Origin of the sequence: Streptomyces sp. HUAS TT11, from assembly GCF_051553595.1 — a bacterium.
GTDB lineage: Bacteria > Actinomycetota > Actinomycetes > Streptomycetales > Streptomycetaceae > Streptomyces.
In genome coordinates this window covers 7,601,977-7,626,202 of sequence record NZ_CP196184.1, presented here as the reverse complement: position 1 = coordinate 7,626,202, position 24,226 = coordinate 7,601,977, and the positions used below count along the sequence as shown (strand labels likewise).

Here is a 24,226-nt window from a genome sequence, read left to right as displayed (position 1 = left end):
TCACACGATCGGGTCGTGCACGGTGACGAGCTTGGTGCCGTCGGGGAACGTGGCCTCCACCTGGACGTCGTGGACCATCTCCGGGATGCCCGCCATCACGTCGTCCCGGGTGAGCAGCTTGCGCCCGGATGCCATCAGCTCGGCGACCGTACGGCCGTCACGGGCGCCTTCCAGGATGTGCGACGTGATGAGCGCGACGGCCTCGGGGTGGTTGAGCTTCAGTCCCCGGGCGCGGCGCTTCTCGGCCACGTCGGCGGCCACATGGATCAGCAGCCTCTCTTGCTCGTGCGGGGTCAGTTGCAACGTCCCACCTCACAGTCCTCACTTCGGACCCGGCGGGGCCCGGCTGCCGCGGCCATGGGGCAGAGCCCCTGATGGCGTGGAGGGGCAGGTTAGTTGGACCGGGTTTCCAGGACGTTAACCGAGCTGTGATCCCGACCGGACCACGAGCGCCCGTCCCCCGTACGGCCGACCGGGCCCGTCGACGGCGTTCCGGCGTCTCCGCGGCCGTCGGGGTCCCGGGCCGATCCCGGCCGTCCCGGGATTCGCACCCGTACCGGAACAGGGCACGCGGGGGCGGGACCGTATACCGCACGACAGCCGTCAGCGCGACCCGAACCCGCACCGCCGACCGCACCCACCGCGCCCCGGCGGCGCACGCGGGCACCGGGTGCCGGGTGCCGCCACGACGGTGCCCTCAGCGGTACGCCGTCAGGACGCGCTGTGCCCCCGGTGCTCGGCGGCGATGCCGAACCGGTGCCGCTCGCGCGGGGCGGAGGAGACCTCGCGGACGCTGGAGACCGAGGTGATCACCTGCTCCTCCTCGGCATCCAGTGCGGCGAGGCGCTCCAGGTCGGCGGCGGAGACCAGGGCGACGAGAGGCTTGCCGTGCCGTGTCACGACGACACGCTCGCCGCCGTACACCACACGGTTGATCAGATCGGCGAGTTCAGCCCTGGCTTGCGTCACCGAAATCTCGTAGGCCATGTGGTCCAGCTTAGACGGAGGCCCTGACCGGCCTCTCCCGACCAAAGATCCCGTTCTGCCCCGAGGGGAACGCCCGCCCCAAAGCCCCGTCCGGTTGCACACATGAAAAGGCCGGCGGCCCGTCCCCCCTGTCCCGCGGCGGCGCCGTTTCGCTCTCAGCGTGCTTCCCTCCTCCAGGCACGTACGTCCTGTACATTTTTTACAGAAGCGATCCCGAGGAGGCGCGTGCCATGAACCGACCGACCGCCCGCTCAGTGCTGCCCGAGTTCACCGAACGCACCGGCTACGGGCAGCGGACCCTCGATCCGTACGCAAAGCTGCTGGACGAGCGGATCGTGTTCCTGGGGACGCCGGTCGACGACATCTCGGCCAGCGATGTGATGGCGCAGTTCATGCACCTCGAGTACCTGGACCCGGACCGGGACATCTCGCTGTACATCAACTCCCCCGGCGGCTCGTTCAGCGCGATGACCGCCGTCTACGACACGATGCAGTACGTCAGTTGCGACGTGGAGACGGTCTGCCTCGGTCAGGCGGCGTCCGCGGCGGCCGTTCTGCTCGCGGGCGGCGCACCCGGCAAGCGGTTCGCACTGCCGGGCGCACGGATCCTGATCCACCAGCCGTCCCTGCCCGAGCCCGTCCAGGGGCAGGCCACCGATCTGGCCATTCAGGCCGCAGAGTTGACGCGTACCCGCAATCAACTGGAGGACATGCTCGTACGGCACACCGGCCAAAGCCCGGAGCGCATCGCGGCGGACATCGAGCGGGACAAGATCTTCGACGCGCCGGCAGCCGTGGAGTACGGGCTGGTCGACGGCATCATCACGAGCCGCAAGGCGTCCCGCACCGCGCCCGGCGCGAGGTGAGCGCCCGATGCTGCCCCCCGAACTTCCCCCGTTGCCCGCACTCACCCGCGCCGAGGCCGAGTTGATCGACCGCTACCTCGATGTGGTCGATCTCCTCGGCCGCATCAACCCGGTGCACTCCGGTGACACCTACCGCGGACTGCGGGCCGCCCAGGCCCTGGTGAGCAAGGCGTCGGCACTGCGGGAGGCGCTGGCGCTCATGCACCAGAGGGGGGAGAACGAGTTGCACGGCCCCACTCTCACCCGGGCGCTGCGGGTCCTGGACGGCGAACGCCGCGCCGCCCGCATCGCGCTGCCGCCCGGTGCGGATTGACGGGATGTGACTGACGCGCAGTGGACGGCGAGTTGCGGCGGCAGGGGTCGTCGTGTGGTGCTTCGGGGGGCACCGACCGTCCACGCGCGGTTCAAACGAACCAAATGGTGTACCCCTGGTTGGAGTAGGGACCCCTCCTTCGGAGAGCCCGCGAAGTTGGGCAACGCGCGTAGCCCGAGGGCGGAATGAGGTGCTCCGGTGCAGGTCGGGGCCTCACTCGTCCCCCCAACGGCCCCCGGTCGCAGGGATGTCCAGCCGAACGAGTGAGTGGTGAGTAACACCACAAACCCCCGATTTCGTTGTGATTTTCCGACGCCTGTACGTGAAGATCCCTTCCTGACGACAAGCCCCCGCCACCCGCGGCGGGGCGGTCCGGGCGGACGCCGAATCCTGCCGCCGCCCGGACGACCGGTCGACAGGAGTGGATCGGCAGGAGTGGAGGACCCGGCAAGGCGGGCCGTCCGAGAGAGATCCGGACGGTCCTTGGGGTGAAGCCGCGTGAGCGGCCGGGCTACTTCGCCAGCCCGAATCCGACAGGTCATCCTTCACAGGCGGCTGACGAAGGGTTGCGCATGTCTGCGCTCAATCGTGTCCCGTCGCTGTTGACCCGGGCCGGCACCGCCTCGGCCCTCACCCTCGCCGCCGTCGGCGGCAGCATCACCGTCCCCGGTCTCAGCGCCGACGCGGCGGCCGCTTCCCTGGCGACGAAGGCTCTCCAGGTCGCGGCGGCGAAGAGGGGCGCCCCGTACCAGTACGGGGCCACCGGGCCACGTCGCTTCGACTGCTCGGGGCTCACGCTGTACGCGTTCAAGAAGGCGGGCAAGAAGCTGCCCCGGACGGCCGCGGCTCAGTACAACAGGACGCACCACATCTCCGCCTCCCGGCGCAGGGCCGGAGACCTGGTGTTCTTCCACTCGGGTCGGAACGTCTACCACGTCGGCATCTACGCCGGGAAGGGAAGGATCTGGCATTCACCGAAGACCGGTGACGTCGTGAGGCTCCAGAAGCTGTGGACGAAGCGCGTGTGGTACGGCCGGGTCGGCTGACCCGGCCGGTGGGGTGGCGGCGCGACACGCCGCCGCCCCACCCGCGCGTGAGGCGGTCCGGAGCGGTTACTCGTTGACCATGGCCGACCGATCCCCCCACGACGAACGGAACGAGACGCCGCTGGAGCGCGCCGATCGGAACTTCGCCGAGCTGCTGCAGGAACTGCGCGTCATCCAGACAGGTGTGCAGATCCTCTTCGCCTTCCTGCTCACCCTGGCCTTCACCCAGCGCTTCCCGTCCCTCGACACCGCCCAGCGCACCACATACGTCTGCACCCTCCTGCTCTCCATGCTGGCCGCGGTGCTGTTCATGGCACCCGCCGCGCTGCACCGCACGCTCTTCCAGCAGCACGCCAAGCCGGCCATCGTGCGGATCTCGTCCCGTCTGGCCGCCGCGGGACTGGTGGTCCTCACACTCGCGTTCACCGGGTCGGTGCTGCTGGTGGTGGATGTGTCCCTCGGCCGCGCCGCCGGTATCGCGGCCTCCACCGGCACCTTCGTGGTCTGCGCCGGGCTGTGGCGCATCATGCCCCGGCTGGTCCAGCGGGCCGTCGTCAGATCAGCAGCGGCTCCAGAACGAGCAGCAGGCCCAGAGCGGTCAGAGCACTCCCGGTGACCGCTTCCAGCGCTCGTGCCGTGCGCGGGCTGCGCAGCCACCTGCCGAGCCTGTCGACCAGCAGCGCGACGACGGGGAACCACACCAGGGCGAGCACGAGAACGATCAGCGCGAGCTCCAGGGTCCGGGGAAGCGCGGGGCTGCCCGCGGGCACGAACTGCGGCAGCAGGCTCAGAAACGTGAGGGAGGCCTTCGGGTTGAGGGCGTTGGTCACGAACCCCTGCCACATCGGCCGCCCCGAAGAGGCCTCCTGTTCCGCCCGCGGCGGCGCGGCGGCGGGGCGCGGGCGCCAGGACGCACCCAGTGCCCGCACACCCAGATACAGGACGTAGGCCCCGCCGAGCAGTTGGAGCGTGCGGAACAGCCCGGGCACGGCCACCAGCACCGTCGCGACCCCGGCGACGGCAAGCGTGGTGTGGATGAGCAGCCCGGCCGCGATCCCCAGGGCGCACGCGACACCGGCCCGCCGGGAGATCAAGGCGTTGCGCACGACGACGGTGAAGTCGGCACCGGGCATGGCGACCATGCCTGCGGCGACCCCGGTGAAGGCGATGAGCTGTGTGTCCATGCGCCCCACCCTGCCGGGCACGGGCCTTCAGCAGGTATATGGAATATCCTGGGTCTGTCTTAAGCATCTCTTTGGTCTCGTCGATCCCCCGAACCCAAGGGGCCCATGTGTACGACCCGACACGACTCGCGGCGCTGGTGGCGGTGGCCGAGGCCGGTTCGATCACCCGGGCCGCCGAGCGACTCGGCTACACCGCGCCCGCGCTCTCCCAGCAGCTGACCAAACTGGAACGCGAGGCGGGAGCGGCCCTGCTGGTGCGCCACGCCCGCGGGACGCGGCTGACCGGCGCGGGCGAGCTGCTGGTGGTGCGGGCTCGACGGGTACTGGACGAGCTGGAGCGGGCGCGGCACGAACTGGCACGCCTGGCGGGCCTCGCGGGTGGCACCCTGCGGCTCGGCACCTTCCCCACCGCGGGAATCCATCTGCTGCCACCGGCACTGAGCGCCTTCCGCCGGGCCTATCCGGACGTCGAGCTGGCGGTCGCGGACTACGACCCGCCGACCGGGGTCCAGGCGGTCGCGGCGGGCGACATCGACCTGGCGCTCACGCACACCTACGAGCCCGCCGAACCGGTACCGCTGCCGGCCTCGGTGTCCCTGGACCCGGTACTGGTCGAGGAGCTGGTGCTGGTCACCAGCCCCGGCCACGCGCTCACCGCGGACGCCTCACGGCTGCCCCCCGCCGAGCTGGCCGGGCAGCCGCTGATCAGCATGGCGCCGCGGCACCCGGCCAGGCAGGGCGTGGAGGCCGCTCTCGCCGCTGCCGGGGCCACCCCGTCCGTGGTGGTGGAGACACCGGGATACGCCGTGGTGTGCGCACTGGTCAGTGCGGGGCTCGGGGTGGCGGTGGTGCCGGAGATGGTGGCCAGGACCGCGGCGACACCGGTGGGGTCGCGTCATCTGGAACCGGGCACCCTGCGCCGTACTGTCTCGGTCGCCTACCGCACCGACGAGGCGGCACCCGCGGCCGACGCCTTCCGGGCCCTGCTGCGCGGCGCCTTCGGCCGCGCGGCCCGGCACGTCTGAGGAGGCGCGGCGTCGGGCCCGCCGGTCCGGGCACGGCCACCGCCGCTTCAAGGTTCCTGCTGACCGACGGCCGTGACGGACTGCACCGGTGCGGCCCACGGCAGTTCGATCGCCACCGTCTTGCCTCCCTCGCGGGTGGGTCGCACGGTGAGTCTGCCGCCGTGCTCCGCGGTCAGCCAGCGGATGATCACCATGCCGCGGCCGTTGTCCTGCTGCACGGCCGCGGGCAGTCGCTTGGGGAAGCGCGGATGACTGTCGGTGACCCCGATGCGCAGCAACTCGTCCCGGTCGAGCACGATGTCGACCGTGAACGTGGGGGACTGACCAAGGGTGTGCTGCACCGCGTTGGTGGCGAGTTCGGAGACGATCAGGCGTACGGTGTCGGCGACTTCGGTGTCGCTCGGCAGTCCCCATTCGGCGAGGACGTTCGAAACATATTGTCGGGCGGCGGACACCGAGGCTGGATCGCTCGGCAGAGTGACGGATGCTTCCTGATGGTCTGCCATGGCGACGTCGTCCCTTTCCCTCGGGACCGGAGTCCGACACGGAGCGGTTGGTTCAGTAGCGGTCCCGGACTTGGTGCTGCGCGCCACACTGCCATCACCAGGGCCCCATCGGGTGCGATCCCTCGAGATATGCATATATCTGTCGCCCGAAGCGGTGAACTCTGCGACGACCGACCGTATTTGGGTGGGTGACGGACGCATCCTCTACCGTCGCCGTGAAAACCGCGCGCCATGCGGAGGGAGTCGGCCATGCAGTACGGACCAGCGGTGCGCCGTCGCAAACTCGGCACCGAATTACGTGCCCTGCGGACCGGGGCGGGGCTCACGAGTGGTGAGGCCGCGTCTCTCGTCGGCTGGCACCAGTCGAAGGTGAGCCGGATCGAGACGGGTGCCAGCGGTGTGAAACCGACCGATGTGCGTCTGCTGCTGGACGCGTACGGTGCCGAGGACCCCGAGTTGCGCGAACTGCTGCTCGTACTGGCCGGCTCCGAGGACGGCGGCGGGCGGCAGAACTGGTGGCACGCGTACCGCGGGGTGCTGCCGCCGACCTACCGCGACTTCATCAGTCTGGAGTCGCAGGCGAGCGGGATGCGCACGCTGGAGACCTCCGTGGTGCCGGGGCTGCTGCAGACGCCCGAGTACGCGCGCGCCGTCACCCGGGCCGCCGTGGGCGCGCTTCAGGAGGCCGAGCTGGACACCCTGGTGGAGGTGCGGCTGGCCCGCCAGGACGTACTGCGTGCGGATCCCCCGCTCGAACTGTCCGCCGTCCTGGACGAGGCGGTGCTGCGCCGGGTGGTCGGGGGCCCGCAGGTGATGGCGCACCAGTTGCAGCGGCTCCGGGAGGCGGCCCGGCTGCCGCAGGTGCGGCTTCAGGTCCTGCCGTTCGCCGCCGGGGCACACATCGGGGTCACCGGGCCTTTCGTAATCTTCTCATTTCCGAGCAGATCTGATCTGGATGTCGTCGTTCTCGACCACTTGACGAGTAGCCTCTACCTCGAGCGGAAAGAAGACCTCCAGGCCTACAGCGAGGCCTTCGACGCCCTTCAGATCCACGCCCTTTCACCCGAGGACTCGTTGGATTACATCGCCGCGTTGGCCGGCGAAGCATAAGGAGGCACCATGTCAGCACTGCCTCGGCACATCCCCGCCAGTACCTCCTTGCACGGCGTGCGATGGCTGCGCAGCAGCCGGAGTACGGGAATGAACAACTGCGTGGAGACCGCGCGGCCGACCGCCGGGCGCTGGACCGGACTTGTGGCCGTGCGCGACTCGAAGAACGTGACCGGCCCCGCCCTGCTGTTCACCCCCGACGCCTGGGAGGATTTTCTGACCGGACTGAGCTGATCACCTTCGAAGCAACTCAGGCATATATCAGCCAAATTTCCGCTGATTTCCGAGTCACTTCCGTAGCGATCACTCCCTCACGACTGCCTACGACTCCGGGCGCACCACCCGTACGACGCGCGATGCACGGCCGTTTCGCCGACTCACGGCCGCGTCTCGCCGATCACACGTACGGCGCGCTCGACCTGCTCATCGGTCAGGTCGGCGCGAGCGGTCAGTCGCAGTCGTGAAATCCCGTCGGGCACCGACGGTGGGCGGAAGCAGCCGACGGCGAGCCCCGCCGAGCGGCAGTCCGCCGCCCACCGCAGGGCCAGTTCGGGGGAGGGCGCCCGCACGGAGACCACGGCGGCGTCCGGCCGCACCGCCTCATGGCCCTCGGCCGTGAGACGTGCGTACAGCGCCGTCGCCACCGCGCGGGCCCGTTGTGCACGCTCGGGCTCGCGGCGCAGCAGGCGCAGCGCCGCGAGCGCCGCGCCCGCCGCGGCCGGAGCGAGCCCGGTGTCGAAGATGAACGTCCGGGCCGCGTTGACCAGATGGTCGATCACCCGCGCAGGCCCGAGGACTGCGCCGCCCTGGCTGCCCAGCGACTTCGACAGGGTCACGGTCACCACCACGTCCGGCGCGCCCGCGAGGCCCGCCGCGTGCGCGGCACCCCGTCCGCCGGCGCCGAGCACCCCGAGTCCATGGGCGTCGTCGACGACCAAGCCGGCGTCGTACTCACGACAGACGGACGCCAGTTCGGCCAGCGGGGCCGCGTCGCCGTCGACCGAGAACACCGTGTCGGAGACCGCGACGGCGGGCCCGCGGTGGGTGTCGAGTGCCTTGCGGGCCGCCTGGGGATCGGCGTGCGCGACGACCTGGGTGGTGCCCCGCGCGAGCCGGCAGCCGTCGATGAGCGAGGCGTGGTTGCCCGCGTCGGAGACGATCAGGGAGCCGTGCGGCGCGAGTGCGGTGACCGCCGCCAGGTTGGCGGCATATCCGGAGGAGAAGACGAGGGCCGACTCGACACCGCAGAACTCCGCGAGCTCGCGCTCCAGATCGCCGTGCAGCTCGGTGGTGCCGGTGACGAGCCGGGAGCCGGTCGAGCCGCCGCCCCACACCCGGGCCGCCTCCGCAGCCGCCTCGGTGGTCTCCGGGTGGCGTGCCAGACCCAGATAGTCGTTGCTCGCCAGGTCGAGGAGCGGGGAGTCGGCGGCGCGGGGGCGCAGCGTGCGCACGAGTCCCGCTCGGCGGCGTGCCCGCGCCTGCTCGTCGATCCAGCCGAACGCCATGGGTCCTCCGGGTCTTTTGTAGGCAGTGCACAGACACTAGCGGGACGACCAGCCACCCAGGGTGTGGCAATACCCACACGTCGAACGGAGTCTGTTGTGCGAAGTCTCCTTGGCCCGGACCCCTCGGGTAGGACAGGATCGGTCTCCATGGACCTGCTGAACACGCTGGTGGACAAGGGGTTGCGGCGCGAGTTGCCGACCCGCGAGGAGGCTCTGGCCGTCCTCGCCACTTCCGACGACGACGTGCTCGATGTGGTGGCCGCGGCCGGCAAGGTGCGCCGCCACTGGTTCGGCCGACGGGTGAAACTCAACTATCTCGTCAACCTCAAGTCCGGCCTGTGCCCCGAGGACTGCTCCTACTGTTCCCAGCGGCTCGGTTCGAAGGCCGGGATCCTCAAGTACACCTGGCTCAAGCCGGAGGAGGCATCCAGGGCCGCGGCGGCCGGTGTCGCGGGCGGGGCCAAACGGGTGTGCCTGGTGGCGAGCGGCCGCGGGCCCACCGACCGGGACGTGGACCGGGTCTCCGACACCATCAGGACCATCAAGGAGCAGAACGAGGGCGTCGAGGTGTGCGCCTGCCTCGGCCTGCTCTCCGACGGCCAGGCCGAACGGCTGCACTCGGCCGGCGCCGACGCCTACAACCACAACCTCAACACGTCCGAGGCGACGTACGGGGACATCACCACCACCCACACCTACGCCGACCGCGTCGACACGGTCAACAAGGCGCACGCCGCCGGCCTGTCGGCCTGCTCGGGACTGATCGCCGGTATGGGTGAGAGCGACGAGGACCTGGTCGACGTCGTCTTCGCGCTGCGGGAACTGGACCCCGACTCCGTTCCGGTGAACTTCCTGATCCCCTTCGAGGGCACCCCGCTCGCCAAGGAGTGGAACCTCACCCCGCAGCGGTGTCTGCGGATCCTCGCGATGGTGCGGTTCGTGTGCCCCGATGTGGAGGTGCGTATCGCGGGCGGGCGCGAGGTCCACCTCCGCACGCTCCAGCCGCTGGCCCTGCACCTGGCCAACTCCGTCTTCCTGGGTGACTACCTGACCAGCGAGGGCCAGGCGGGCAGGGCCGACCTGGAGATGATCGCGGACGCCGGGTTCGAGGTGGAGGGCACGGACCGGCTGACGCTGCCCGAGCACCGTGTGTCCGGTGGCTGCGGATCGCACGAGGGCGCCGGATGCGGAGCCCACGAAGGCGCGGGGTGCGGGGCCCACGAGGACGGCGTCGCCGGTGGGTCCGACTCCGCGCCGCAGGCCGGCGAGCCCCGCACCGATCTCGTCGCCGTCCGCCGCCGGGGCGCCGGAACGGATCTCGCGCCCAATGCCTGATCTGTCCGTGGACGAACTGCTGGCGATCGACCGGCAGCACGTCTGGCATCCGTACGGTCCCATGCCCGGCCGGCAGGAGCCGCTCGTCGTGGAGTCGGCGAGCGGAGTGCGCCTGCGTCCGGCCGACGGCTCCGGCGAACTGGTCGACGGCATGTCGTCGTGGTGGTCGGCCATCCACGGCTACAACCACCCGGTGCTGAACGAGGCCGTGCGCGAACAGCTGACGCGGATGAGCCATGTGATGTTCGGCGGGCTCACCCATGAGCCCGCCGTCCGGCTGGCGAAGCTCCTTGTCGACATGTCGCCCGACGGTCTCGAGCATGTCTTCCTCGCGGACTCCGGATCCGTCTCGGTCGAGGTCGCGGTCAAGATGTGCCTGCAGTACTGGCGGTCGCTCGGCCGCCCCGCCAAACAGCGGTTGCTGACCTGGCGGGGCGGCTACCACGGCGACACCTGGCATCCGATGTCCGTGTGCGACCCCGAAGGCGGGATGCACGAGCTGTGGCGGGGCGTCCTGCCGCGGCAGCTCTTCACCGAGGCACCGCCGGCCGCCTACGAGGAGTCCTACGCCGACCTGTTGCGCGACACGATCGCGCGTCACGCCGACGAACTGGCCGCGGTGATCGTCGAACCCGTGGTGCAGGGCGCCGGCGGCATGCGCTTCCACTCCCCCGCCTATCTGCGGGTACTGCGCGAGGCGTGCGACGCGCACGACGTCCTGCTGGTGTTCGACGAGATCGCCACCGGGTTCGGCCGCACGGGCGCGTTGTTCGCCGCGGACCACGCGGCGGTGACCCCGGACGTGATGTGCGTCGGCAAGGCCCTGACCGGCGGCTACCTGACCCTGGCGGCGACACTGTGCACCCCGCGGGTGGCCGAGGGGATCTCCCGGGGAGAGGTTCCGGTGCTCGCGCACGGGCCCACCTTCATGGGAAACCCGTTGGCGGCCGCCGTGGCCCGTGCCTCGATCGAGCTGCTGCTCGGCCAGGACTGGCACGCGGAGGTCAAGCGGATCGAGACGGGTCTCACGGAGGGGCTCGCGGAGGCGGCGGCCGTGCCGGGCGTGCGTGAGGTGCGGGTCCTCGGCGCCATCGGGGTCGTCCAGCTCGACCACGAGGTGGACATGACGGCCGCCACCCGGGCGGCGGTGCGGGAGGGCGTCTGGCTGCGCCCGTTCCGCGACCTCGTTTACACGATGCCGCCCTATGTCACGGGGGACGCGGACGTGGCACGGATCGCGCGCGCGATGCGCGCGGCGGCACGGGAGGGCTGAGATGTCCGTACTGGTGATCACGGGGACCGGCACCGAAGTCGGCAAGACGGTGACGACGGCTGCCGTGGCGGCGGCGGCCCTCGCCGCGGGCCGGTCGGTGGCCGTCCTCAAGCCCGCACAGACGGGGGTGCGGCCCGACGAACGCGGGGACGCCGACGAGGTGGCCCGGCTCGCCGGCGCCGTGACGACCCGGGAACTGGCGCGCTATCCCGAGCCGTTGGCCCCGGCCACCGCGGCACGACGGGCGGGCATGCGGGCCGTGCGGCCGCACGAGGTGGCCGAGGCGGCGGCCGAACTGGCCGCCGGGCACGATCTCGTGCTCGTCGAGGGGGCCGGCGGACTGCTGGTGCGGTTCGACGACGAGGGCGGAACTCTGGCGGACGCGGCCCGGCTGCTGGCCGCTCCGGTGCTCGTGGTCTCTGCGGCGGGTCTCGGCACACTGAACTCCACCGAACTGACCGCACGTGAACTGCGGCAGCGAGGCCTTGAGTTGGCGGGCGTGGTCATCGGCAGCTGGCCCGTCGCGGCCGATCTGGCCTCACGGTGCAATCTCGCGGACCTGCCGGTGGTCGCCGGATCACCCCTGCTCGGTGCGCTGCCCGCCGGAGCGGGGACGCACCCACCGGCCGGTTTCCGCGCCGCGGCGCCGGGGTGGCTGGCACCGCGGCTGGGCGGGACATGGGACGCGGGCGCGTTCACCTCGGAGTTCGCGTCGTAGCGGCGGGCCGGTGACCATGTCGTGCCACCGGGCGGCGGGCGCGACGAAGTGACGGTTCGCCCTTCGCCGTAAGGCCGGGCGGGCGTGTGCCCGGCGTATCCGGGGGAGAATCCCGGTATCGCCCGCCCTCCGGGAGGCCCGTCATGCCGCCTCGCGCAGCCCAGGACATCGTTCACCACCCGCTGTTCGCACGTTTCTACGCCCGCTGCAGCGTGGCCGCCGAACGCACCGTCGGCCCGCACCGGGACGAACTCCTCGCCGGTCTGTCGGGGCGGGTGATCGAGATCGGCGCGGGCAACGGTCTGAACTTCGCGCACTACCCGCACACCGTGGCCGAGGTGGTCGCCATCGAACCGGAACGTGCGCTGCGGCAGTTGGCAGCGACCGCCGCCCTGCGCGCCGACGTGCCGGTGGACGTGGTGCCGGGCGCCGCGGAGGCGCTGCCGGTCAAGAGCGAGGCCTTCGACGCCGCCGTCGCCTCGCTGGTGCTGTGCAGCGTGCGGGACCTCGCGCGTGCCCTGACCGAGATACGGCGGGTGCTGCGCCCGGGTGGGGAGCTGCGGTTCTTCGAACACGGCCGGGGCGGCGGGCGCCTGATGAAGGTGACCCAGAGGACGCTGGACCGCACCGTGTGGCCGCGGCTCTTCGGCAACTGCCACGTCGGCCGGGACCCGATCGCCGCGATCAGGTCGGCCGGCTTCGAACCGGGCCCCTACCGCCGGGTGCTGGTCCCGGAGAAGGGGCCCCGGCTGCCTTCCTCGTACTGCGTCCTGGGCACGGCGCGGCGGCCCGGCGCCGAGGACTAGTCAAAGGCTCCACTGCCGCAGTTCCCGCGCGATGTCGTGGACCGACGCCTCACCGCCCTTGACCAGCCGGGCGAGGTCGCGCACCTGTTCCGCCGAGGTGACGACCTTGACGCCGCTGGCGACCAGATAGCCGTAGGCGACGGCGGAGGCGAACAGTGCGTTGGACCGCTCCAGCGCCGGGACGTGCAGCAGGAGTTGGAGGAGGGCCGCGGCGCGCGCGTACGGGGTGTCGTAGACCGGGACGCCGAATATCTCCGCGTCGTGCCGGCTCACCGCGGCGACCAGCGCGCCCCAGTCGGTGACCTGCGGGTCGCCGGGTGTCTTCTGTTCTGCGACCATCAGCAGCCAGGCGAGGTCGATGGAGAGGTCGTTCAACGGTTCAGTGACGACCTTCGCTCCGCTGTGCGCCCGAACCCTCGCCCCGGGCGGCGCCGAACTCCTCCGCGAAGACCGACTCGTACTGCTTCATGAAGTCGGCGGCGGCCTCGACGAACGTATGGCCGGCCTCTCCGGTGTCCTGCCGGACCAGCTCTTCTATGTACCGGTTGACGCTCATGCCACGCTCCAGGGCGCGCTCACGGGCGGCTCGGGCGGTGTCCTCGTCCACCCGCACGTTCAGCTGGGTCTTCGCCATACATAGACGCTAGCGCGAGTGCGCTAGCACCGGCAAGAGGGCGACGGGCCTCCACCGCGGAGTGGAAGGTGCCCCTTACACCGGCCTCAGGGGCACGACCTTCGGTGGAGGGGTGTCTGGACTTCGGGGGGATACCGGGTGTGCGCCGCATCACACTACGCTCTGCGGACAGGGAGACCGGAACGTGGGGACGTCCACCAACGAGGAGGCGGTCTTGTCCACTGCTGCTGCCGAGCACGCCCGGGGCCGCTCGGGGTCGGACGGCACCGCCGCTCGCGCCCGGGGCCTGACGAAGGCGTACGGTTCGGGCGAGACGACGGTGCTCGCCCTCGACGCGGTCGACGTGGACATCGCACGCGGCCGCTTCACCGCCGTCATGGGTCCCTCGGGATCGGGAAAGTCCACGCTGATGCACTGCCTGGCCGGACTCGACACCGTCTCGGCCGGTCAGGTGTGGCTCGGCGACACCGAGATCACCGGGCTGAAGGACCGCGAGCTGACACGGCTGCGCCGGGACCGGATCGGGTTCATGTTCCAGTCGTTCAATCTGATCCCGACCCTGAACGCCGCCGAGAACATCACGCTTCCCATGGACATCGCGGGCCAGAAGCCCGACCCGAAGTGGCTGGACCAGGTGATCGACACGCTGGGGCTGCGGGACCGGCTGAAGCACCGTCCGGCACAGCTGTCGGGCGGGCAGCAGCAGCGTGTCGCCTGCGCCAGGGCACTCGCCTCGCGCCCCGAGCTGATCTTCGCGGACGAGCCGACGGGCAACCTCGACTCCCGGGCCGGGCTGGAGGTGCTCGGCTTCCTGCGGGAGGCGGTGGACGCACTGGGGCAGACCGTCGTCATGGTCACGCACGACCCCGGTGCGGCCGCCCACTCCGACCTGGTGCTCTTCCTCGGGGACGGGCGGATCGTGGACGAGATGGAGCGGCCCACGGCGGAGGCGGTGCTCGAGCGGATGAAGCGGTTCGACACGATCCGGGCGGCCTTCGGCGACGCGTCAGGCCCCGGGGACTGAGTCCGCCGTGCTCAAGGCGACTCTGCGGAGCTTCCTCGCGCACAAGGGACGGCTCGCGCTCTCGGCGCTCGCCATCGTGCTGTCCGTGGCGTTCGTCGCGGGCAGCCTGATCTTCTCGGACACCGTCACCCGGACGTTCGACCGGCTGTTCGCCTCCACGGCGGCCGACGTGACGGTGAGCCCCAAGGAGGATCTGACCTCGCAGATCCCGTCCGGGGTGACACCGACGCTTCCCGCCTCGCTCGCCGCGCGGATCGCCGGGATCGACGGCGTCGCCGCCACCCATGTGGACGCCTCCGTCACCGATCTCACGGTCGTCGACAGCAGGAACGACCCGGTGGGACCCACGACCGGCGCCCCCACCATCGCCAAGAACTGGTACGTCACCGAGCGCAGCCCGGTCGAACTCACCTCCGGCCATGCGCCGCAGGGCCCCGGCGAGGCACTCCTGGACGCCGACACCGCCCGGCACAAGCACGTGGCGATCGGCGACACGCTCACGGTCCTGGCCCGGCCCGGCTCGTTCACGGTGCGGGTCGTCGGCATCGCCACCTTCACCACCACCAACCCCGGCGCCGCCCTGGTCTTCCTGGACACCGCGACCGCCCAGACCAGGCTGCTGGGCAGTCCCGGGGCGGCCACGAGCATCACGGTCGACGCGGCGCCGGGCGTCAGCGACGCCCGGCTCGAACAGCGGATCGCGGCACGCCTCGGCTCCCCCGCCTACGACCTGAAGACCGCGAGCGAACAGGCCAAGTCCGACACCGACCGACTCGGCACGTTCCTGGACGTGATCAAGTACGTGATGCTGGGATTCGCCGGCATCGCGGTGCTCGTCGGCGTGTTCCTCATCGTCAACACGTTCTCCATGCTCATCGCCCAGCGCACCCGCGAACTGGGGCTGCTGCGCGCCCTGGGCGCCGACCGGCGGCAGGTGCGCCGGTCGGTGCTGACGGAGGCGCTGCTGCTCGGCGTGGTCGGCTCGACGCTGGGGCTGGCCGCGGGCATCGGGCTCGCGGCCGCACTCATCCGGCTGATGAGCGCCTTCGGCATGAACCTGAAGTCCACCGAGATGGTGATCGGCTGGACGACGCCGGTCGCCGCCTACGTGGTCGGGGTCGGGGTGACCTTCGTGGCCGCCTACCTCCCGGCGCGGCGCGCGGCCGGCGTGTCCCCCATGGCGGCCCTCGCCGACGCCGAGGTCGCCGGTGTCGGTCGGCCGCTCAAGCTGCGCGCGGTGGCGGGGGCGATCGTCGGCGCGCTCGGCGTGGCCGCGCTGGCCGGGTGCGCCCGGGCGACGAAGACCGCGCCCGCGGCCTCCCTGCTGGGACTGGGAGTGGTCCTCACCCTCGTCGCGACCGTCATCGCGGGACCGCTGCTCGTACGACCGGTGATCCGGGTGCTCGGCGGCGCCTTCCCGGCCCTGTTCGGTTCGGTCGGACGGATGAGCCAGCGCAACGCCCTGCGCAACCCACGGCGCACCGGCGCCACCGCGTCGGCGCTGATGGTGGGACTCGCGCTGGTGGGCGGGATGTCGGTGGCCAGCGCGTCCATGTCCACGTCGTTCGACCAGCAGATCGACAAGACGCTGGGCGCCGACTTCGTGGTGCAGAACAGCAACTTCCGGCCCTTCCCGCAGGAGATCACCGCGCGGGTCCGCGCCACGGAGGGCGTAGGGCTCGTGGTGCGCCAGCGGTTCACGCCCGTCGCGGTGCAGCTGCCGGACGGCAAGCGCGTCGAGTCGACGGCCGCCGGCTACGACCCGCGGCTCGACGATGTCGCCCACATCGCCTACACCCGGGGCGACACCGCCGCCGCGCTCGCGGACGGGTCGCTCGCGATGGACAGGAAGTTCGCATCGAGTCACGGCGTCCGCATCGGCGGCACGGTCCCCGTCACGTTCCCGGCAGGGCGGCACGCCGATCTCAGGGTCGGCGCGCTCACCGACCAGGGCGGGTCCGGCGGCTTCGGCACCCAGGGCGGGCTCTACTTCGGGATGGCGACGCTCCAGAAGTACGTGCCGGACGGGCAGGACTCGGGCCTGTACGTCAACGCCGCACCCGGCACCCCCAAGGACGGGTTGCGCACCCGCCTGGAGAAGACCCTGGACCCGTACCCCCAGGTCCAGGTCCGCGACCAGGCCGACTACAAGAAGCTGGTGCACGACCAGATCGCCGTGCTGCTCTACCTGGTCTACGCGCTGCTCGGCCTGGCGATCGTCATCGCGGTGCTCGGAGTCGTCAACACCCTTGCCCTGTCGGTCGTCGAGCGCACCCGCGAGATCGGGCTGCTGCGCGCGATCGGGCTCGCCCGCAGACAGCTGCGGCGGATGATCCGGCTGGAGTCGGTGGTGATCGCCGTGTTCGGTGCCGTGCTCGGTCTTGCCCTGGGCCTCGTGTGGGGTGTGTGCACCCAGCAGGTGCTCGCGTTGCAGGGGATGAAGGCCCTGGAGATCCCGTGGGGCACGATCGTCGCCGTGGTCGTGGGATCGGCGGTCGTGGGTGTGGTCGCGGCGCTGCTGCCCGCCCTGCGCGCGTCGCGCATGAATGTGCTGGCGGCGATCGCACACGAATGATGTACTCGGCATGTACTCAAGTCGCGTCCCGCTGAGGAGAGTTCATGCCGCGCCCGTTCCGCTTCGGCGTCAACCTGCTCGAGCCCGCACCGGTCGGCGAGTGGCGCGCCAAGTGCCGCCGGGCCGAGCGGCTGGGCTACGACGTCATCCTGGTCCCGGACCATCTCGGCCGGCCGGCGCCGTTCCCCGCCCTGGTCGCGGCCGCGGACGCCACCGAGCGTCCCAGGGTCGGCACGTTCGTGCTGAACACGGGCTTCTGGAATCCGGCGCTGCTGGCGCGGGAGGTGGCGACGACGGACGCGCTGACGGGCGGCCGCCTCGAGCTGGGCCTCGGCACCGGATACGTGCAGTCGGAGCACGACGCGGCCGCACTGCCCTACGGTTCGCCGGGCGAACGCGTGGATCATCTGCACCGGACGGTGCGGGAGCTGGACGGGCTGCTCGGCGCGGAGACGCATCTGCCGCGGCCGGTGCAGAAGCCGCGCGTGCCGCTGCTGATCGGTGCCAACGGCGACCGGATGCTGAGGATCGCCGCGGAGCACGCCGACATCGCGGCCTTCACCGGAGCGCGCCCGGTCGCCGGGAGCACGACGGGCCGGCTGGTCCCGCTCCCGGCCGAGGAGCTCGACGCGCGCGTCGCCCTGTACCGGCGGCTCGCGGCCGGCCGCGAGGAGCCCGCCGAACTCAATCTGCTCATCCAGATGGTGGCCGTCACCGACGACCCCGCCGGTGTGGTCCGTCCGCTGCTTGGGCGCAACCCGGACCTGACCCTCGAGGGGGCTCTGGCGCTTCCCGTCGTCCTGGCCGGCCCCCTGGCGGAGATCGTCGAGCGGGTGCGGGCCCAGCGTGAACGCTTCGGATTCTCGTATCTCACGGTTCTGGAGCCGTACATGGAGGCGTTCGCGCCGGTGATCGAGTCCCTGCGCGGAAAGTAGCCGTCCGCATGCCGGAAATTCCGCGTCCGCCGCCTCCCTCCGTGATGGGATCCCCGCATGACCGATCTGCGGATACGCCCCGCGCGCCCCGAGGACCTGGACGCCGTGCTCGCCTTCTGGAAGACGGCCGCGGAGGGCACGGGCATCAGCGACGACCGGGACGGTGTGGAGGGCCTCGTCGCCCGCGATCCCGAGGCGCTCATCCTGGCCGAGGACGCCGGCACTCTGGTCGGCACCGTGATCGCGGGCTTCGACGGCTGGCGCTGCCATCTGTACCGGCTCGCCGTGCATCCCGAGCGGCGACGCTCGGGCATCGGCTCCGCGCTGCTGGCCGCCGCCGAGGAACGGTTCGTCCGGCTCGGCGGGCGCCGGGGGGACGCGATGGTCCTTCAGCGCAACACGACCGCCCATCACGCATGGCGGTCGTCGGGGTACACGCCCGAGGAACACTGGCGTCGCTGGGTGAAACCCCTCGCGGACTGAGCAACTTTGCCGATCCTTTACCATGGAGGCGTCCTGCCCTCCCCCGGACGGGTCAACTCGTCCCAGCATGGAAAGGTGTGAGCGTCCGCCGATGGGCGAGCCTCCCAGTATCCGACCTCGCGCGGTCCCCGCGTCCCTGGCCGATCATGGGACGGAGGTGACCCGATGACCGAAGTGCTCCTCCTGCTGGTGGCGGTGCTGCTCTCACTCGCCTGCGGTGGGTTCGTCGCGGCGGAGTTCTCACTCACCACGGTCGAACGCAGCGCCCTGGAGCATGCGGCCCGGCGCGGCGAGCGTGGCGCCACAGGTGCCCTCAAGGCCGTCCGGAGCCTGACGTTCCAGCTCTCCGGCGCCCAGCTCGGAATCACGGTCACCAACCTCGTGGTCGGCATGCTGGCCCAACCGTCGATCGCCAAGCTGATCGCCGGCCCGCTCGGAGCGCTGGGACTGTCGCGCTCCGCGGCCACGTCCCTCGCCCTGGTCATCGGCACGGGCCTGTCGACCGTGTTCCTGATGGTGGTCGGCGAGCTGGTGCCCAAGAACTGGGCGATCTCCTCGCCCCTGGCCGTGGCCCGGCGCGTCGGCACACCCCAGCGCTTGTTCAGCGCCGCCTTCCGCCCCTTCATCACCCATCTCAACAACACGGCGAACCACGTCGTACGCCGCTTCGGTCTCGAACCGGCCGAGGAGCTCGCCTCCGCGCGGGGCCCCCAGGAACTGGTGGCACTCGCGCGGCACTCCGCCAAGGAGGGCGCGCTCGAGGCGGACACCGCCGAACTGTTCGTCCGCACCCTCAACCTCGCCGATCTCACCGCCGAGAACGTGATGACGCCGCGCGTCCAGGTCATGGCCCTCGAGGCGCAGGCCCGGTGCGAGGACGTGGCGAACGCGACCCGCGCGAGCGGTCTGTCGCGCTTCCCCGTCTACCGCGGGAACCTCGACTCGGTCGTCGGTATCGCGCACATCAGGGACGTCGTGGCCGTGCCCGCCGAGAAGCGGCAGCACTGCTCCGTCGCCCGGGTGATGCGGGAACCGCTCTTCGTCCCGGAGTCCCTCACCGTCGACAGGTTGCTCGACCGGCTCTCCGGCAAGAACACCATGGCCGTCGTCATCGACGAGTACGGCGGCACCGCCGGGGTCGTCACGCTGGAGGACATCGTCGAGGAGGTCGTCGGCGAGGTCCACGACGAGCACGACCCCCAGGAGGCGCCCGACCTGGCCCCGGCCGGCACGGACGACACCGGCCGCACGCTGTACCTCGCCGACGGTTCGGCCCGCACCGACCAGCTGGCCCGCGTGGGGCTGCGGGTGCCCGAAGGCCCGTACGAGACGCTCGCCGGACTCGTCGCCGCGGAGCTCGGCCGCATACCCGCCAAGGACGACCACGTGGAGGTCGCCGGCTGGCGCCTGGACGTGGTGGACGCCTCCGGGCGCCGGGCCGCGCGTGTGCTCATGCACGCGCCGGTCGTGGAGCGGGAGGGGGAGCCGTGACCGTCGTCCAGTTGCTGATCGGTCTGCTGACCCTCGTCGCGAACGCGTTCTTCGTGGGCGCCGAGTTCGCGCTGATCTCCGTGCGCCGCAGCCAGATCGAACCCCATGTCGAAGCCGGCGACCGGCGCGCCCGCAGTGTGCTGTGGGGCCTGGAGCACGTTTCGGCGCTGCTGGCGGCCGCACAGCTCGGAATCACCCTGTGCACCCTGGTCCTCGGTGTGGTCGCCGAACCCGCGATCGAACACCTGCTGGAACCCGTCTTCCATGCGGTGGGCATCCCACCGGAAGCGGGCCGTGTGGTGTCGTTCGTGATCGCGCTGACCCTGGCGACCTATCTGCACATGCTCTTCGGCGAGATGGTGCCGAAGAACGTCGCGCTCGCGGAGCCGGTCCGCCTGGCGCTGCTGCTCGGCCCCCCGCTCGTGGCACTGTCCCGGGCCCTGCGTCCGGTGATCTTCACCGTGAACACCTTCGCGAACACCCTGCTCACACTGTTGCGTGTGGAGACCAAGGACGAAGTCACCGCCACCTTCTCGGACGACGAGCTGGCACGGCTGGTCAAGGCCTCCACCGCCGCGGGGCTCATCGACGACCGCGCCCAGGAGCGACTGCACGACGCCCTGGAACTGGGTCGCCGGCCCGTGCGGGACGTGGTCGTCCCGCTGGAACGCGTGGTCTACACACATGTGGGCGTCACCCCGGATCAGCTGGAGCGGCTCTCCGCCGAGTCCGGGTTCTCGCGCTTCCCCGTCGTGGACGAGAACCGGCGGATCATCGGCTATCTGCACGTCAAGGACGCGCTGGACGCGTCCGCGCCCGACGAGCCGTTCCGGCTGCGGGACATCCGTGCCGTCCCGCGGGTGCGGGAGGACACCCCGCTCGACGACGTGCTCACCGCCATGCGCCGCAACCGTACGCACCTCGCGGCGGTCAACGGCGAGGACGGCCGGCTGGCCGGGCTGGTGACGATGGAAGACGTACTGCGGGAGCTGTTCGGACAGCCGCGGGAGCCGGGCACCGTCGGCTGACACGCCCCCTCCCCGACGGGCCGGGCTCGAGCCGTCGGGGAGGCTGCGGGGCGACCGACCGGCGGGTATGCGCGCGGGATACCATCAACGGCGCCATGCAGACGAACCCCATGTACACCAGCCTGGTCGCCGTCGGCGACTCCTTCACCGAGGGCATGTCGGACCTGCTGCCCGACGGCTCCTACCGCGGCTGGGCCGATGTCCTCGCGGGCCGGATGGCGGCGCGGTCGCCCGGTTTCCGGTATGCCAACCTCGCGGTCCGCGGCAAGCTGATCAAGCAGATCGTCGACGAGCAGGTGGATGTGGCGGCCGCGATGCAGGCCGATGTGATCACCCTGGTCGGCGGGCTGAACGACACGCTGCGGCCCAGGTGCGACATGGGCCGGGTCCGAGGCCTGCTCACCGAGGCCGTGGAGCGGCTGGCACCGTCGTGCAAGCAGCTGGTCCTGATGCGCAGCCCCGGCCGGCAGGGCCCGGTCCTCGAGCGCTTCCGGCCCCGCATGGAGGAGCTGTTCGCCTGCGTGGACGAGCTCGCACAGCGGCACGGTGCCCTCGTGGTCGACCTGTACGGGGCGGCGTCGCTCTCCGATCCCCGAATGTGGGACGTGGACCGGCTGCACCTGACGGACGAGGGGCACCGCCGGGTGGCAGAGGCGGTATGGCAGACCCTCGGGTACGAGGCCGCGGACACGGAGTGGCGTACACCGCTGCCCCCGTCCGCACCGCCGAACTGGCTCGCCCGCCGGACCGCGGACGTGCACTTCACCCGGCAGCATCTGCTGCCCTGGATGGGCCGCAGGCTGACGGGCCGCTCGTCCGGCGACGGCCTCCCGGCCAAGCGCCCGGACCTGCTGCCGTACGAGGGACCCGCCGTATAGGAACGGAACGCCTCGAAGGGGGCCGTGCATGACCACGACGGTGATCAACCTCAAGGGCCGCCTTCAGGAGTTCGGCCCCGCACTGGACGACGGCCCGGCGGACGTCGTCTACATCGGCCGCCGCATGGTCAGGGGCGGCTGGCACCTCCCCGGACACCCGCTGTACAACCCGTTGCAGATCGACACCCCGCAGAAGAAGCGCGACGGGACACGGGCCGAGGTGATGGACAAGTACCGGGAGCACCTGCGGTCCCGCCCCGATCTGCTGGAGCTGGTCCCCGCGCTGCGCGGCAGGACACTGGCCTGCTGGTGCACGCCCGAGCCGTGCCACGGCGACATCCTGGCGGAGATCGCGGACCGCCCCGGGGACCCCGGGCACCGGTCGTAGGACCCGGGCACCACGAGTCCCGCACGCGTCCGCTGCGGGGGAGCCGTCCACAGTGACGCAGGTCTCGTGGTTTCCGCCGAATCGGCCCATGGCGCTGGCCTGCACGAATCGCCAGTAGAATCGGTGCACGTGACTGCTGCGCCCGCAAAGCCCCGTATCCCGAACGTCCTCGCCGGACGCTACGCCTCCGCCGAGCTCGCCACGCTCTGGTCGCCCGAGCAGAAGGTGAAGCTGGAGCGGCAGCTCTGGCTCGCCGTGCTGCGGGCCCAGAAGGACCTGGGCATCGAGGTCCCGGACGCGGCGATCGCCGACTACGAGCGCGTTCTCGACCAGGTGGACCTCGCCTCGATCGCCGAGCGTGAGCGGGTCACGCGGCACGACGTGAAGGCGCGGATCGAGGAGTTCAACGCCCTGGCCGGGCACGAGCACGTGCACAAGGGCATGACCTCCCGCGATCTGACGGAGAACGTCGAGCAGCTGCAGATCAGGCTGTCGCTCGAGCTGATGCGCGATCGCACGGTGGCCGTACTGGCCCGCCTCGGCAAGCTGGCGGGCGAGTACGGCGAGCTGGTCATGGCCGGTCGCTCGCACAACGTCGCCGCGCAGGCCACCACCCTCGGCAAGCGCTTCGCCACCGCCGCCGACGAGCTGCTGGTGGCCTTCGGCCGGGTCGAGGAGCTGCTCGCCCGCTACCCGCTGCGCGGCGTCAAGGGACCCGTGGGCACCGCGCAGGACATGCTCGACCTGCTCGGCGGCGACGCGGCCAAGCTCGCCGAACTGGAGCGCCGGATCGCCCACCACCTGGGCTTCTCGCAGGCCTTCACCTCGGTCGGCCAGGTCTACCCGCGCTCGCTCGACTACGAGGTCGTCACCGCGCTGGTCCAGCTGGCGGCGGCCCCGTCGTCGCTGGCGAAGACGATCCGGCTGATGGCCGGGCACGAGCTGGTCACCGAGGGCTTCAAGCCGGGGCAGGTCGGCTCCTCCGCGATGCCGCACAAGATGAACACCCGCTCCTGCGAGCGCGTCAACGGCCTGATGGTGGTCCTGCGCGGCTACGCCTCGATGACCGGTGAGCTGGCGGGCGACCAGTGGAACGAGGGCGATGTCTCCTGCTCGGTGGTGCGCCGGGTGGCGCTGCCGGACGCGTTCTTCGCGCTGGACGGGCTGCTCGAGACGTTCTTGACGGTGCTCGACGAGTTCGGTGCCTTCCCCGCGGTCGTCGCACGTGAGCTGGACCGCTATCTGCCGTTCCTCGCCACGACCAAGGTGCTGATGGCGTCGGTGCGCGCGGGCGTCGGCCGTGAGGTCGCCCACGAGGCCATCAAGGAGAACGCCGTCGCCTGCGCCCTGGCCATGCGGGAGCAGGGCGCCGAGCGCAACGAGCTGCTGGACAGGCTGGCCGCCGACGAGCGCATCCCGCTCGACCGCGACGAGCTGGACGCCCTCATGGCCGACAAACTGTCCTTCACGGGCGCCGCGGCCGACCAGGTCGGCGCGGTCGTCGGCCGTGTCGACGAGATCGTGAAGCAGCGCCCGGAGGCCGCAGGCTACACCCCGGGGGCGATCCTCTGACCCGGTTCACCCCGGCGGAACTGGAGGCCGCCCGCGACCGTCTGGTACCGGACGTGGTCGCGGACGGCCTCGCCGTTCTGTTCTGCGGCATCAATCCGGGTCTCATGACGGCGGCGACGGGCCATCACTTCGCCCGCCCCGGCAACCGCTTCTGGCCCGTACTGCACCTGTCCGGTTTCACTCCGCGGCTGTTCAAGCCGTCGGAGCAGGCGGAGCTGCTGACGTACGGGCTCGGCATCACCAATGTGGTGGCGCGGGCGACCGCACGGGCGGACGAGCTGGACGCCGAGGAGTTCCGGGAGGGCGGGCGCGTTCTCGGTGCGAAGGTGGAGCGGCTGCGGCCGCGGTGGCTCGCGGTCGTCGGGGTGACCGCGTACCGGGCGGCCTTCGACGACCGCAGGGCCGTCGTCGGTCCGCAGGAGCGTACGATCGGGTCGAGCCGGGTCTGGGTCCTGCCCAACCCCAGTGGCCTCAACGCGCATTGGACGGCGGCGACCATGGCGCAGGAGTACGGGCGGCTGCGCGAGGCCGCGCAGAGCTAGCG

General features: G+C 71.3%; 28 protein-coding genes and 1 riboswitch. Of the genes, 21 read left to right on the top strand and 7 right to left on the bottom strand.

What is annotated here, in order from left to right; all coding sequences use genetic code 11:
- Both ACSHXN_RS34210 and ACSHXN_RS34205 read right to left on the bottom strand, forming a co-directional pair.
- The gene (locus ACSHXN_RS34210; protein ID WP_059126710.1) at positions 1-303 is read right to left on the bottom strand and encodes an urease subunit gamma; all 303 of its coding nucleotides are present in this window, start codon (positions 301-303) and stop codon (positions 1-3) included.
- 408 nt (positions 304-711) lie between these two features.
- Positions 712-987 (bottom strand): type II toxin-antitoxin system Phd/YefM family antitoxin, encoded by a 276-nt coding sequence (locus ACSHXN_RS34205; RefSeq protein ID WP_059126709.1) that lies wholly within the window; start codon positions 985-987, stop codon positions 712-714.
- Between the two features lie 230 nt (positions 988-1,217).
- On the opposite strand from ACSHXN_RS34205, the gene ACSHXN_RS34200 reads away from it, so the two are divergent.
- The 4 genes from ACSHXN_RS34200 to ACSHXN_RS34185 all read left to right on the top strand — a co-directional run bounded on the left by ACSHXN_RS34200 (position 1,218) and on the right by ACSHXN_RS34185 (position 3,828).
- Entirely contained in the window at positions 1,218-1,853 is a 636-nt protein-coding gene (locus ACSHXN_RS34200; RefSeq protein WP_355132738.1) for an ATP-dependent Clp protease proteolytic subunit, read from the top strand.
- A 7-nt stretch (positions 1,854-1,860) separates the two neighbouring features.
- Positions 1,861-2,166 (top strand): hypothetical protein, encoded by a 306-nt coding sequence (locus ACSHXN_RS34195; protein WP_355132740.1) that lies wholly within the window; start codon positions 1,861-1,863, stop codon positions 2,164-2,166.
- A 371-nt stretch (positions 2,167-2,537) separates the two neighbouring features.
- A riboswitch (cyclic di-AMP (ydaO/yuaA leader) is annotated at positions 2,538-2,735 on the top strand.
- A gap of 3 nt (positions 2,736-2,738) precedes the next feature.
- Positions 2,739-3,212, top strand: coding sequence for a C40 family peptidase (locus tag ACSHXN_RS34190; RefSeq protein ID WP_355132742.1), 474 nt, complete (start codon positions 2,739-2,741; stop codon positions 3,210-3,212).
- A gap of 79 nt (positions 3,213-3,291) precedes the next feature.
- On the top strand, positions 3,292-3,828 hold the full coding sequence (locus tag ACSHXN_RS34185) for a DUF6328 family protein (RefSeq protein WP_438304861.1): 537 nt from the start codon (positions 3,292-3,294) through the stop codon (positions 3,826-3,828).
- On the opposite strand, the gene ACSHXN_RS34180 is transcribed toward ACSHXN_RS34185, so the two are convergent.
- Positions 3,767-4,396: a LysE family translocator gene (locus ACSHXN_RS34180; protein ID WP_355803429.1), complete on the bottom strand. Its 630-nt coding sequence runs from the start codon at positions 4,394-4,396 to the stop codon at positions 3,767-3,769. The two genes, ACSHXN_RS34185 and ACSHXN_RS34180, sit on opposite strands and share 62 nt — an antisense overlap.
- A 107-nt stretch (positions 4,397-4,503) precedes the next feature.
- Between ACSHXN_RS34180 and ACSHXN_RS34175 the strand changes: the two genes are divergently transcribed.
- Positions 4,504-5,421: a LysR family transcriptional regulator gene (locus ACSHXN_RS34175; RefSeq protein ID WP_355132748.1), complete on the top strand. Its 918-nt coding sequence runs from the start codon at positions 4,504-4,506 to the stop codon at positions 5,419-5,421.
- A 47-nt stretch (positions 5,422-5,468) separates the two neighbouring features.
- On the opposite strand, the gene ACSHXN_RS34170 is transcribed toward ACSHXN_RS34175, so the two are convergent.
- The gene (locus tag ACSHXN_RS34170) at positions 5,469-5,927 is read right to left on the bottom strand and encodes an ATP-binding protein (protein WP_331268228.1); all 459 of its coding nucleotides are present in this window, start codon (positions 5,925-5,927) and stop codon (positions 5,469-5,471) included.
- A 249-nt stretch (positions 5,928-6,176) separates the two neighbouring features.
- Between ACSHXN_RS34170 and ACSHXN_RS34165 the strand changes: the two genes are divergently transcribed.
- On the top strand, positions 6,177-7,037 hold the full coding sequence (locus ACSHXN_RS34165; RefSeq protein ID WP_355132750.1) for a helix-turn-helix domain-containing protein: 861 nt from the start codon (positions 6,177-6,179) through the stop codon (positions 7,035-7,037).
- Positions 7,038-7,046: 9 nt separating this feature from the next.
- A complete protein-coding gene (locus ACSHXN_RS34160) occupies positions 7,047-7,271 on the top strand; it encodes a DUF397 domain-containing protein (RefSeq protein ID WP_355132752.1) in 225 nt (74 codons plus the stop codon).
- 143 nt (positions 7,272-7,414) lie between these two features.
- Here ACSHXN_RS34160 and ACSHXN_RS34155 read toward each other — a convergent pair whose 3' ends face one another.
- Positions 7,415-8,542: an 8-amino-7-oxononanoate synthase gene (locus ACSHXN_RS34155; protein WP_355132754.1), complete on the bottom strand. Its 1,128-nt coding sequence runs from the start codon at positions 8,540-8,542 to the stop codon at positions 7,415-7,417.
- A gap of 147 nt (positions 8,543-8,689) precedes the next feature.
- Here ACSHXN_RS34155 and bioB point away from each other — a divergent pair, with 147 nt between their 5' ends.
- The 4 genes from bioB to ACSHXN_RS34135 all read left to right on the top strand — a co-directional run bounded on the left by bioB (position 8,690) and on the right by ACSHXN_RS34135 (position 12,674).
- Positions 8,690-9,877, top strand: a complete 1,188-nt coding sequence (bioB, locus tag ACSHXN_RS34150; RefSeq protein ID WP_355132756.1) for a biotin synthase BioB — start codon at positions 8,690-8,692, stop codon at positions 9,875-9,877.
- Positions 9,870-11,150 (top strand): adenosylmethionine--8-amino-7-oxononanoate transaminase, encoded by a 1,281-nt coding sequence (locus ACSHXN_RS34145; RefSeq protein ID WP_355132758.1) that lies wholly within the window; start codon positions 9,870-9,872, stop codon positions 11,148-11,150. The genes bioB and ACSHXN_RS34145 overlap by 8 nt, the downstream gene beginning before the upstream one ends.
- 1 nt (position 11,151) lies before the next feature.
- Positions 11,152-11,868, top strand: coding sequence for a dethiobiotin synthase (gene bioD / locus ACSHXN_RS34140; RefSeq protein ID WP_355132760.1), 717 nt, complete (start codon positions 11,152-11,154; stop codon positions 11,866-11,868).
- Positions 11,869-12,011: 143 nt separating this feature from the next.
- A complete protein-coding gene (locus tag ACSHXN_RS34135) occupies positions 12,012-12,674 on the top strand; it encodes a class I SAM-dependent methyltransferase (protein ID WP_403845768.1) in 663 nt (220 codons plus the stop codon).
- Here ACSHXN_RS34135 and ACSHXN_RS34130 read toward each other — a convergent pair whose 3' ends face one another.
- A complete protein-coding gene (locus tag ACSHXN_RS34130) occupies positions 12,675-13,049 on the bottom strand; it encodes a fic family toxin-antitoxin system, toxin component (protein WP_355132762.1) in 375 nt (124 codons plus the stop codon). It lies immediately after the preceding gene.
- 4 nt (positions 13,050-13,053) lie between these two features.
- Positions 13,054-13,308: a toxin-antitoxin system HicB family antitoxin gene (locus ACSHXN_RS34125; protein WP_355132764.1), complete on the bottom strand. Its 255-nt coding sequence runs from the start codon at positions 13,306-13,308 to the stop codon at positions 13,054-13,056.
- A gap of 214 nt (positions 13,309-13,522) precedes the next feature.
- Here ACSHXN_RS34125 and ACSHXN_RS34120 point away from each other — a divergent pair, with 214 nt between their 5' ends.
- From ACSHXN_RS34120 to mug, 10 genes are all read left to right on the top strand, one after another.
- Positions 13,523-14,332: an ABC transporter ATP-binding protein gene (locus tag ACSHXN_RS34120; protein ID WP_355133003.1), complete on the top strand. Its 810-nt coding sequence runs from the start codon at positions 13,523-13,525 to the stop codon at positions 14,330-14,332.
- Between the two features lie 7 nt (positions 14,333-14,339).
- Positions 14,340-16,907 carry an ABC transporter permease gene (locus ACSHXN_RS34115; protein WP_356111173.1) on the top strand — a complete coding sequence of 856 codons (2,568 nt, stop codon included), beginning with the start codon at positions 14,340-14,342 and terminating at the stop codon, positions 16,905-16,907.
- Positions 16,908-16,951: 44 nt separating this feature from the next.
- Complete coding sequence (locus tag ACSHXN_RS34110; protein WP_438304852.1) at positions 16,952-17,842, top strand: LLM class F420-dependent oxidoreductase; 891 nt, start codon at positions 16,952-16,954, stop codon at positions 17,840-17,842.
- A gap of 57 nt (positions 17,843-17,899) precedes the next feature.
- Positions 17,900-18,325: a GNAT family N-acetyltransferase gene (locus ACSHXN_RS34105; RefSeq protein WP_438304850.1), complete on the top strand. Its 426-nt coding sequence runs from the start codon at positions 17,900-17,902 to the stop codon at positions 18,323-18,325.
- A 165-nt stretch (positions 18,326-18,490) separates the two neighbouring features.
- Complete coding sequence (locus tag ACSHXN_RS34100) at positions 18,491-19,816, top strand: hemolysin family protein (RefSeq protein WP_355132772.1); 1,326 nt, start codon at positions 18,491-18,493, stop codon at positions 19,814-19,816.
- A complete protein-coding gene (locus ACSHXN_RS34095) occupies positions 19,813-20,844 on the top strand; it encodes a hemolysin family protein (protein WP_355132774.1) in 1,032 nt (343 codons plus the stop codon). Before ACSHXN_RS34100 ends, ACSHXN_RS34095 begins: the two co-directional genes overlap by 4 nt.
- A gap of 95 nt (positions 20,845-20,939) precedes the next feature.
- A complete protein-coding gene (locus tag ACSHXN_RS34090) occupies positions 20,940-21,722 on the top strand; it encodes an SGNH/GDSL hydrolase family protein (protein ID WP_355132776.1) in 783 nt (260 codons plus the stop codon).
- Positions 21,723-21,750: 28 nt separating this feature from the next.
- Entirely contained in the window at positions 21,751-22,110 is a 360-nt protein-coding gene (locus ACSHXN_RS34085; protein ID WP_438304847.1) for a DUF4326 domain-containing protein, read from the top strand.
- A 129-nt stretch (positions 22,111-22,239) separates the two neighbouring features.
- Positions 22,240-23,682, top strand: coding sequence for an adenylosuccinate lyase (purB, locus tag ACSHXN_RS34080; protein WP_355132780.1), 1,443 nt, complete (start codon positions 22,240-22,242; stop codon positions 23,680-23,682).
- Entirely contained in the window at positions 23,679-24,224 is a 546-nt protein-coding gene (gene mug, locus ACSHXN_RS34075; RefSeq protein ID WP_355133005.1) for a G/U mismatch-specific DNA glycosylase, read from the top strand. The genes purB and mug overlap by 4 nt, the downstream gene beginning before the upstream one ends.
- The last annotated feature ends 2 nt before the right edge of the window (positions 24,225-24,226 follow it).

Bases quoted from the DNA above. Each gene is read 5' to 3' on its own strand.
- ACSHXN_RS34165 (WP_355132750.1), top strand. From the start codon at position 6,177: ATGCAGTACGGACCAGCGGTGCGCCGTCGCAAACTCGGCACCGAATTA.
- ACSHXN_RS34145 (WP_355132758.1), top strand. From the start codon at position 9,870: ATGCCTGATCTGTCCGTGGACGAACTGCTGGCGATCGACCGGCAGCAC.
- ACSHXN_RS34090 (WP_355132776.1), top strand. From the start codon at position 20,940: ATGCAGACGAACCCCATGTACACCAGCCTGGTCGCCGTCGGCGACTCC.
- ACSHXN_RS34160 (WP_355132752.1), top strand. From the start codon at position 7,047: ATGTCAGCACTGCCTCGGCACATCCCCGCCAGTACCTCCTTGCACGGC.
- ACSHXN_RS34200 (WP_355132738.1), top strand. From the start codon at position 1,218: ATGAACCGACCGACCGCCCGCTCAGTGCTGCCCGAGTTCACCGAACGC.
- ACSHXN_RS34085 (WP_438304847.1), top strand. From the start codon at position 21,751: ATGACCACGACGGTGATCAACCTCAAGGGCCGCCTTCAGGAGTTCGGC.
- ACSHXN_RS34190 (WP_355132742.1), top strand. From the start codon at position 2,739: ATGTCTGCGCTCAATCGTGTCCCGTCGCTGTTGACCCGGGCCGGCACC.
- ACSHXN_RS34135 (WP_403845768.1), top strand. From the start codon at position 12,012: ATGCCGCCTCGCGCAGCCCAGGACATCGTTCACCACCCGCTGTTCGCA.
- ACSHXN_RS34205 (WP_059126709.1), bottom strand. From the start codon at position 987: ATGGCCTACGAGATTTCGGTGACGCAAGCCAGGGCTGAACTCGCCGAT.
- ACSHXN_RS34125 (WP_355132764.1), bottom strand. From the start codon at position 13,308: ATGGCGAAGACCCAGCTGAACGTGCGGGTGGACGAGGACACCGCCCGA.
- ACSHXN_RS34185 (WP_438304861.1), top strand. From the start codon at position 3,292: ATGGCCGACCGATCCCCCCACGACGAACGGAACGAGACGCCGCTGGAG.
- ACSHXN_RS34195 (WP_355132740.1), top strand. From the start codon at position 1,861: ATGCTGCCCCCCGAACTTCCCCCGTTGCCCGCACTCACCCGCGCCGAG.
- ACSHXN_RS34180 (WP_355803429.1), bottom strand. From the start codon at position 4,396: ATGGACACACAGCTCATCGCCTTCACCGGGGTCGCCGCAGGCATGGTC.
- ACSHXN_RS34105 (WP_438304850.1), top strand. From the start codon at position 17,900: ATGACCGATCTGCGGATACGCCCCGCGCGCCCCGAGGACCTGGACGCC.
- bioD (WP_355132760.1), top strand. From the start codon at position 11,152: ATGTCCGTACTGGTGATCACGGGGACCGGCACCGAAGTCGGCAAGACG.
- ACSHXN_RS34170 (WP_331268228.1), bottom strand. From the start codon at position 5,927: ATGGCAGACCATCAGGAAGCATCCGTCACTCTGCCGAGCGATCCAGCC.
- ACSHXN_RS34110 (WP_438304852.1), top strand. From the start codon at position 16,952: ATGCCGCGCCCGTTCCGCTTCGGCGTCAACCTGCTCGAGCCCGCACCG.
- ACSHXN_RS34100 (WP_355132772.1), top strand. From the start codon at position 18,491: ATGACCGAAGTGCTCCTCCTGCTGGTGGCGGTGCTGCTCTCACTCGCC.
- ACSHXN_RS34155 (WP_355132754.1), bottom strand. From the start codon at position 8,542: ATGGCGTTCGGCTGGATCGACGAGCAGGCGCGGGCACGCCGCCGAGCG.
- bioB (WP_355132756.1), top strand. From the start codon at position 8,690: ATGGACCTGCTGAACACGCTGGTGGACAAGGGGTTGCGGCGCGAGTTG.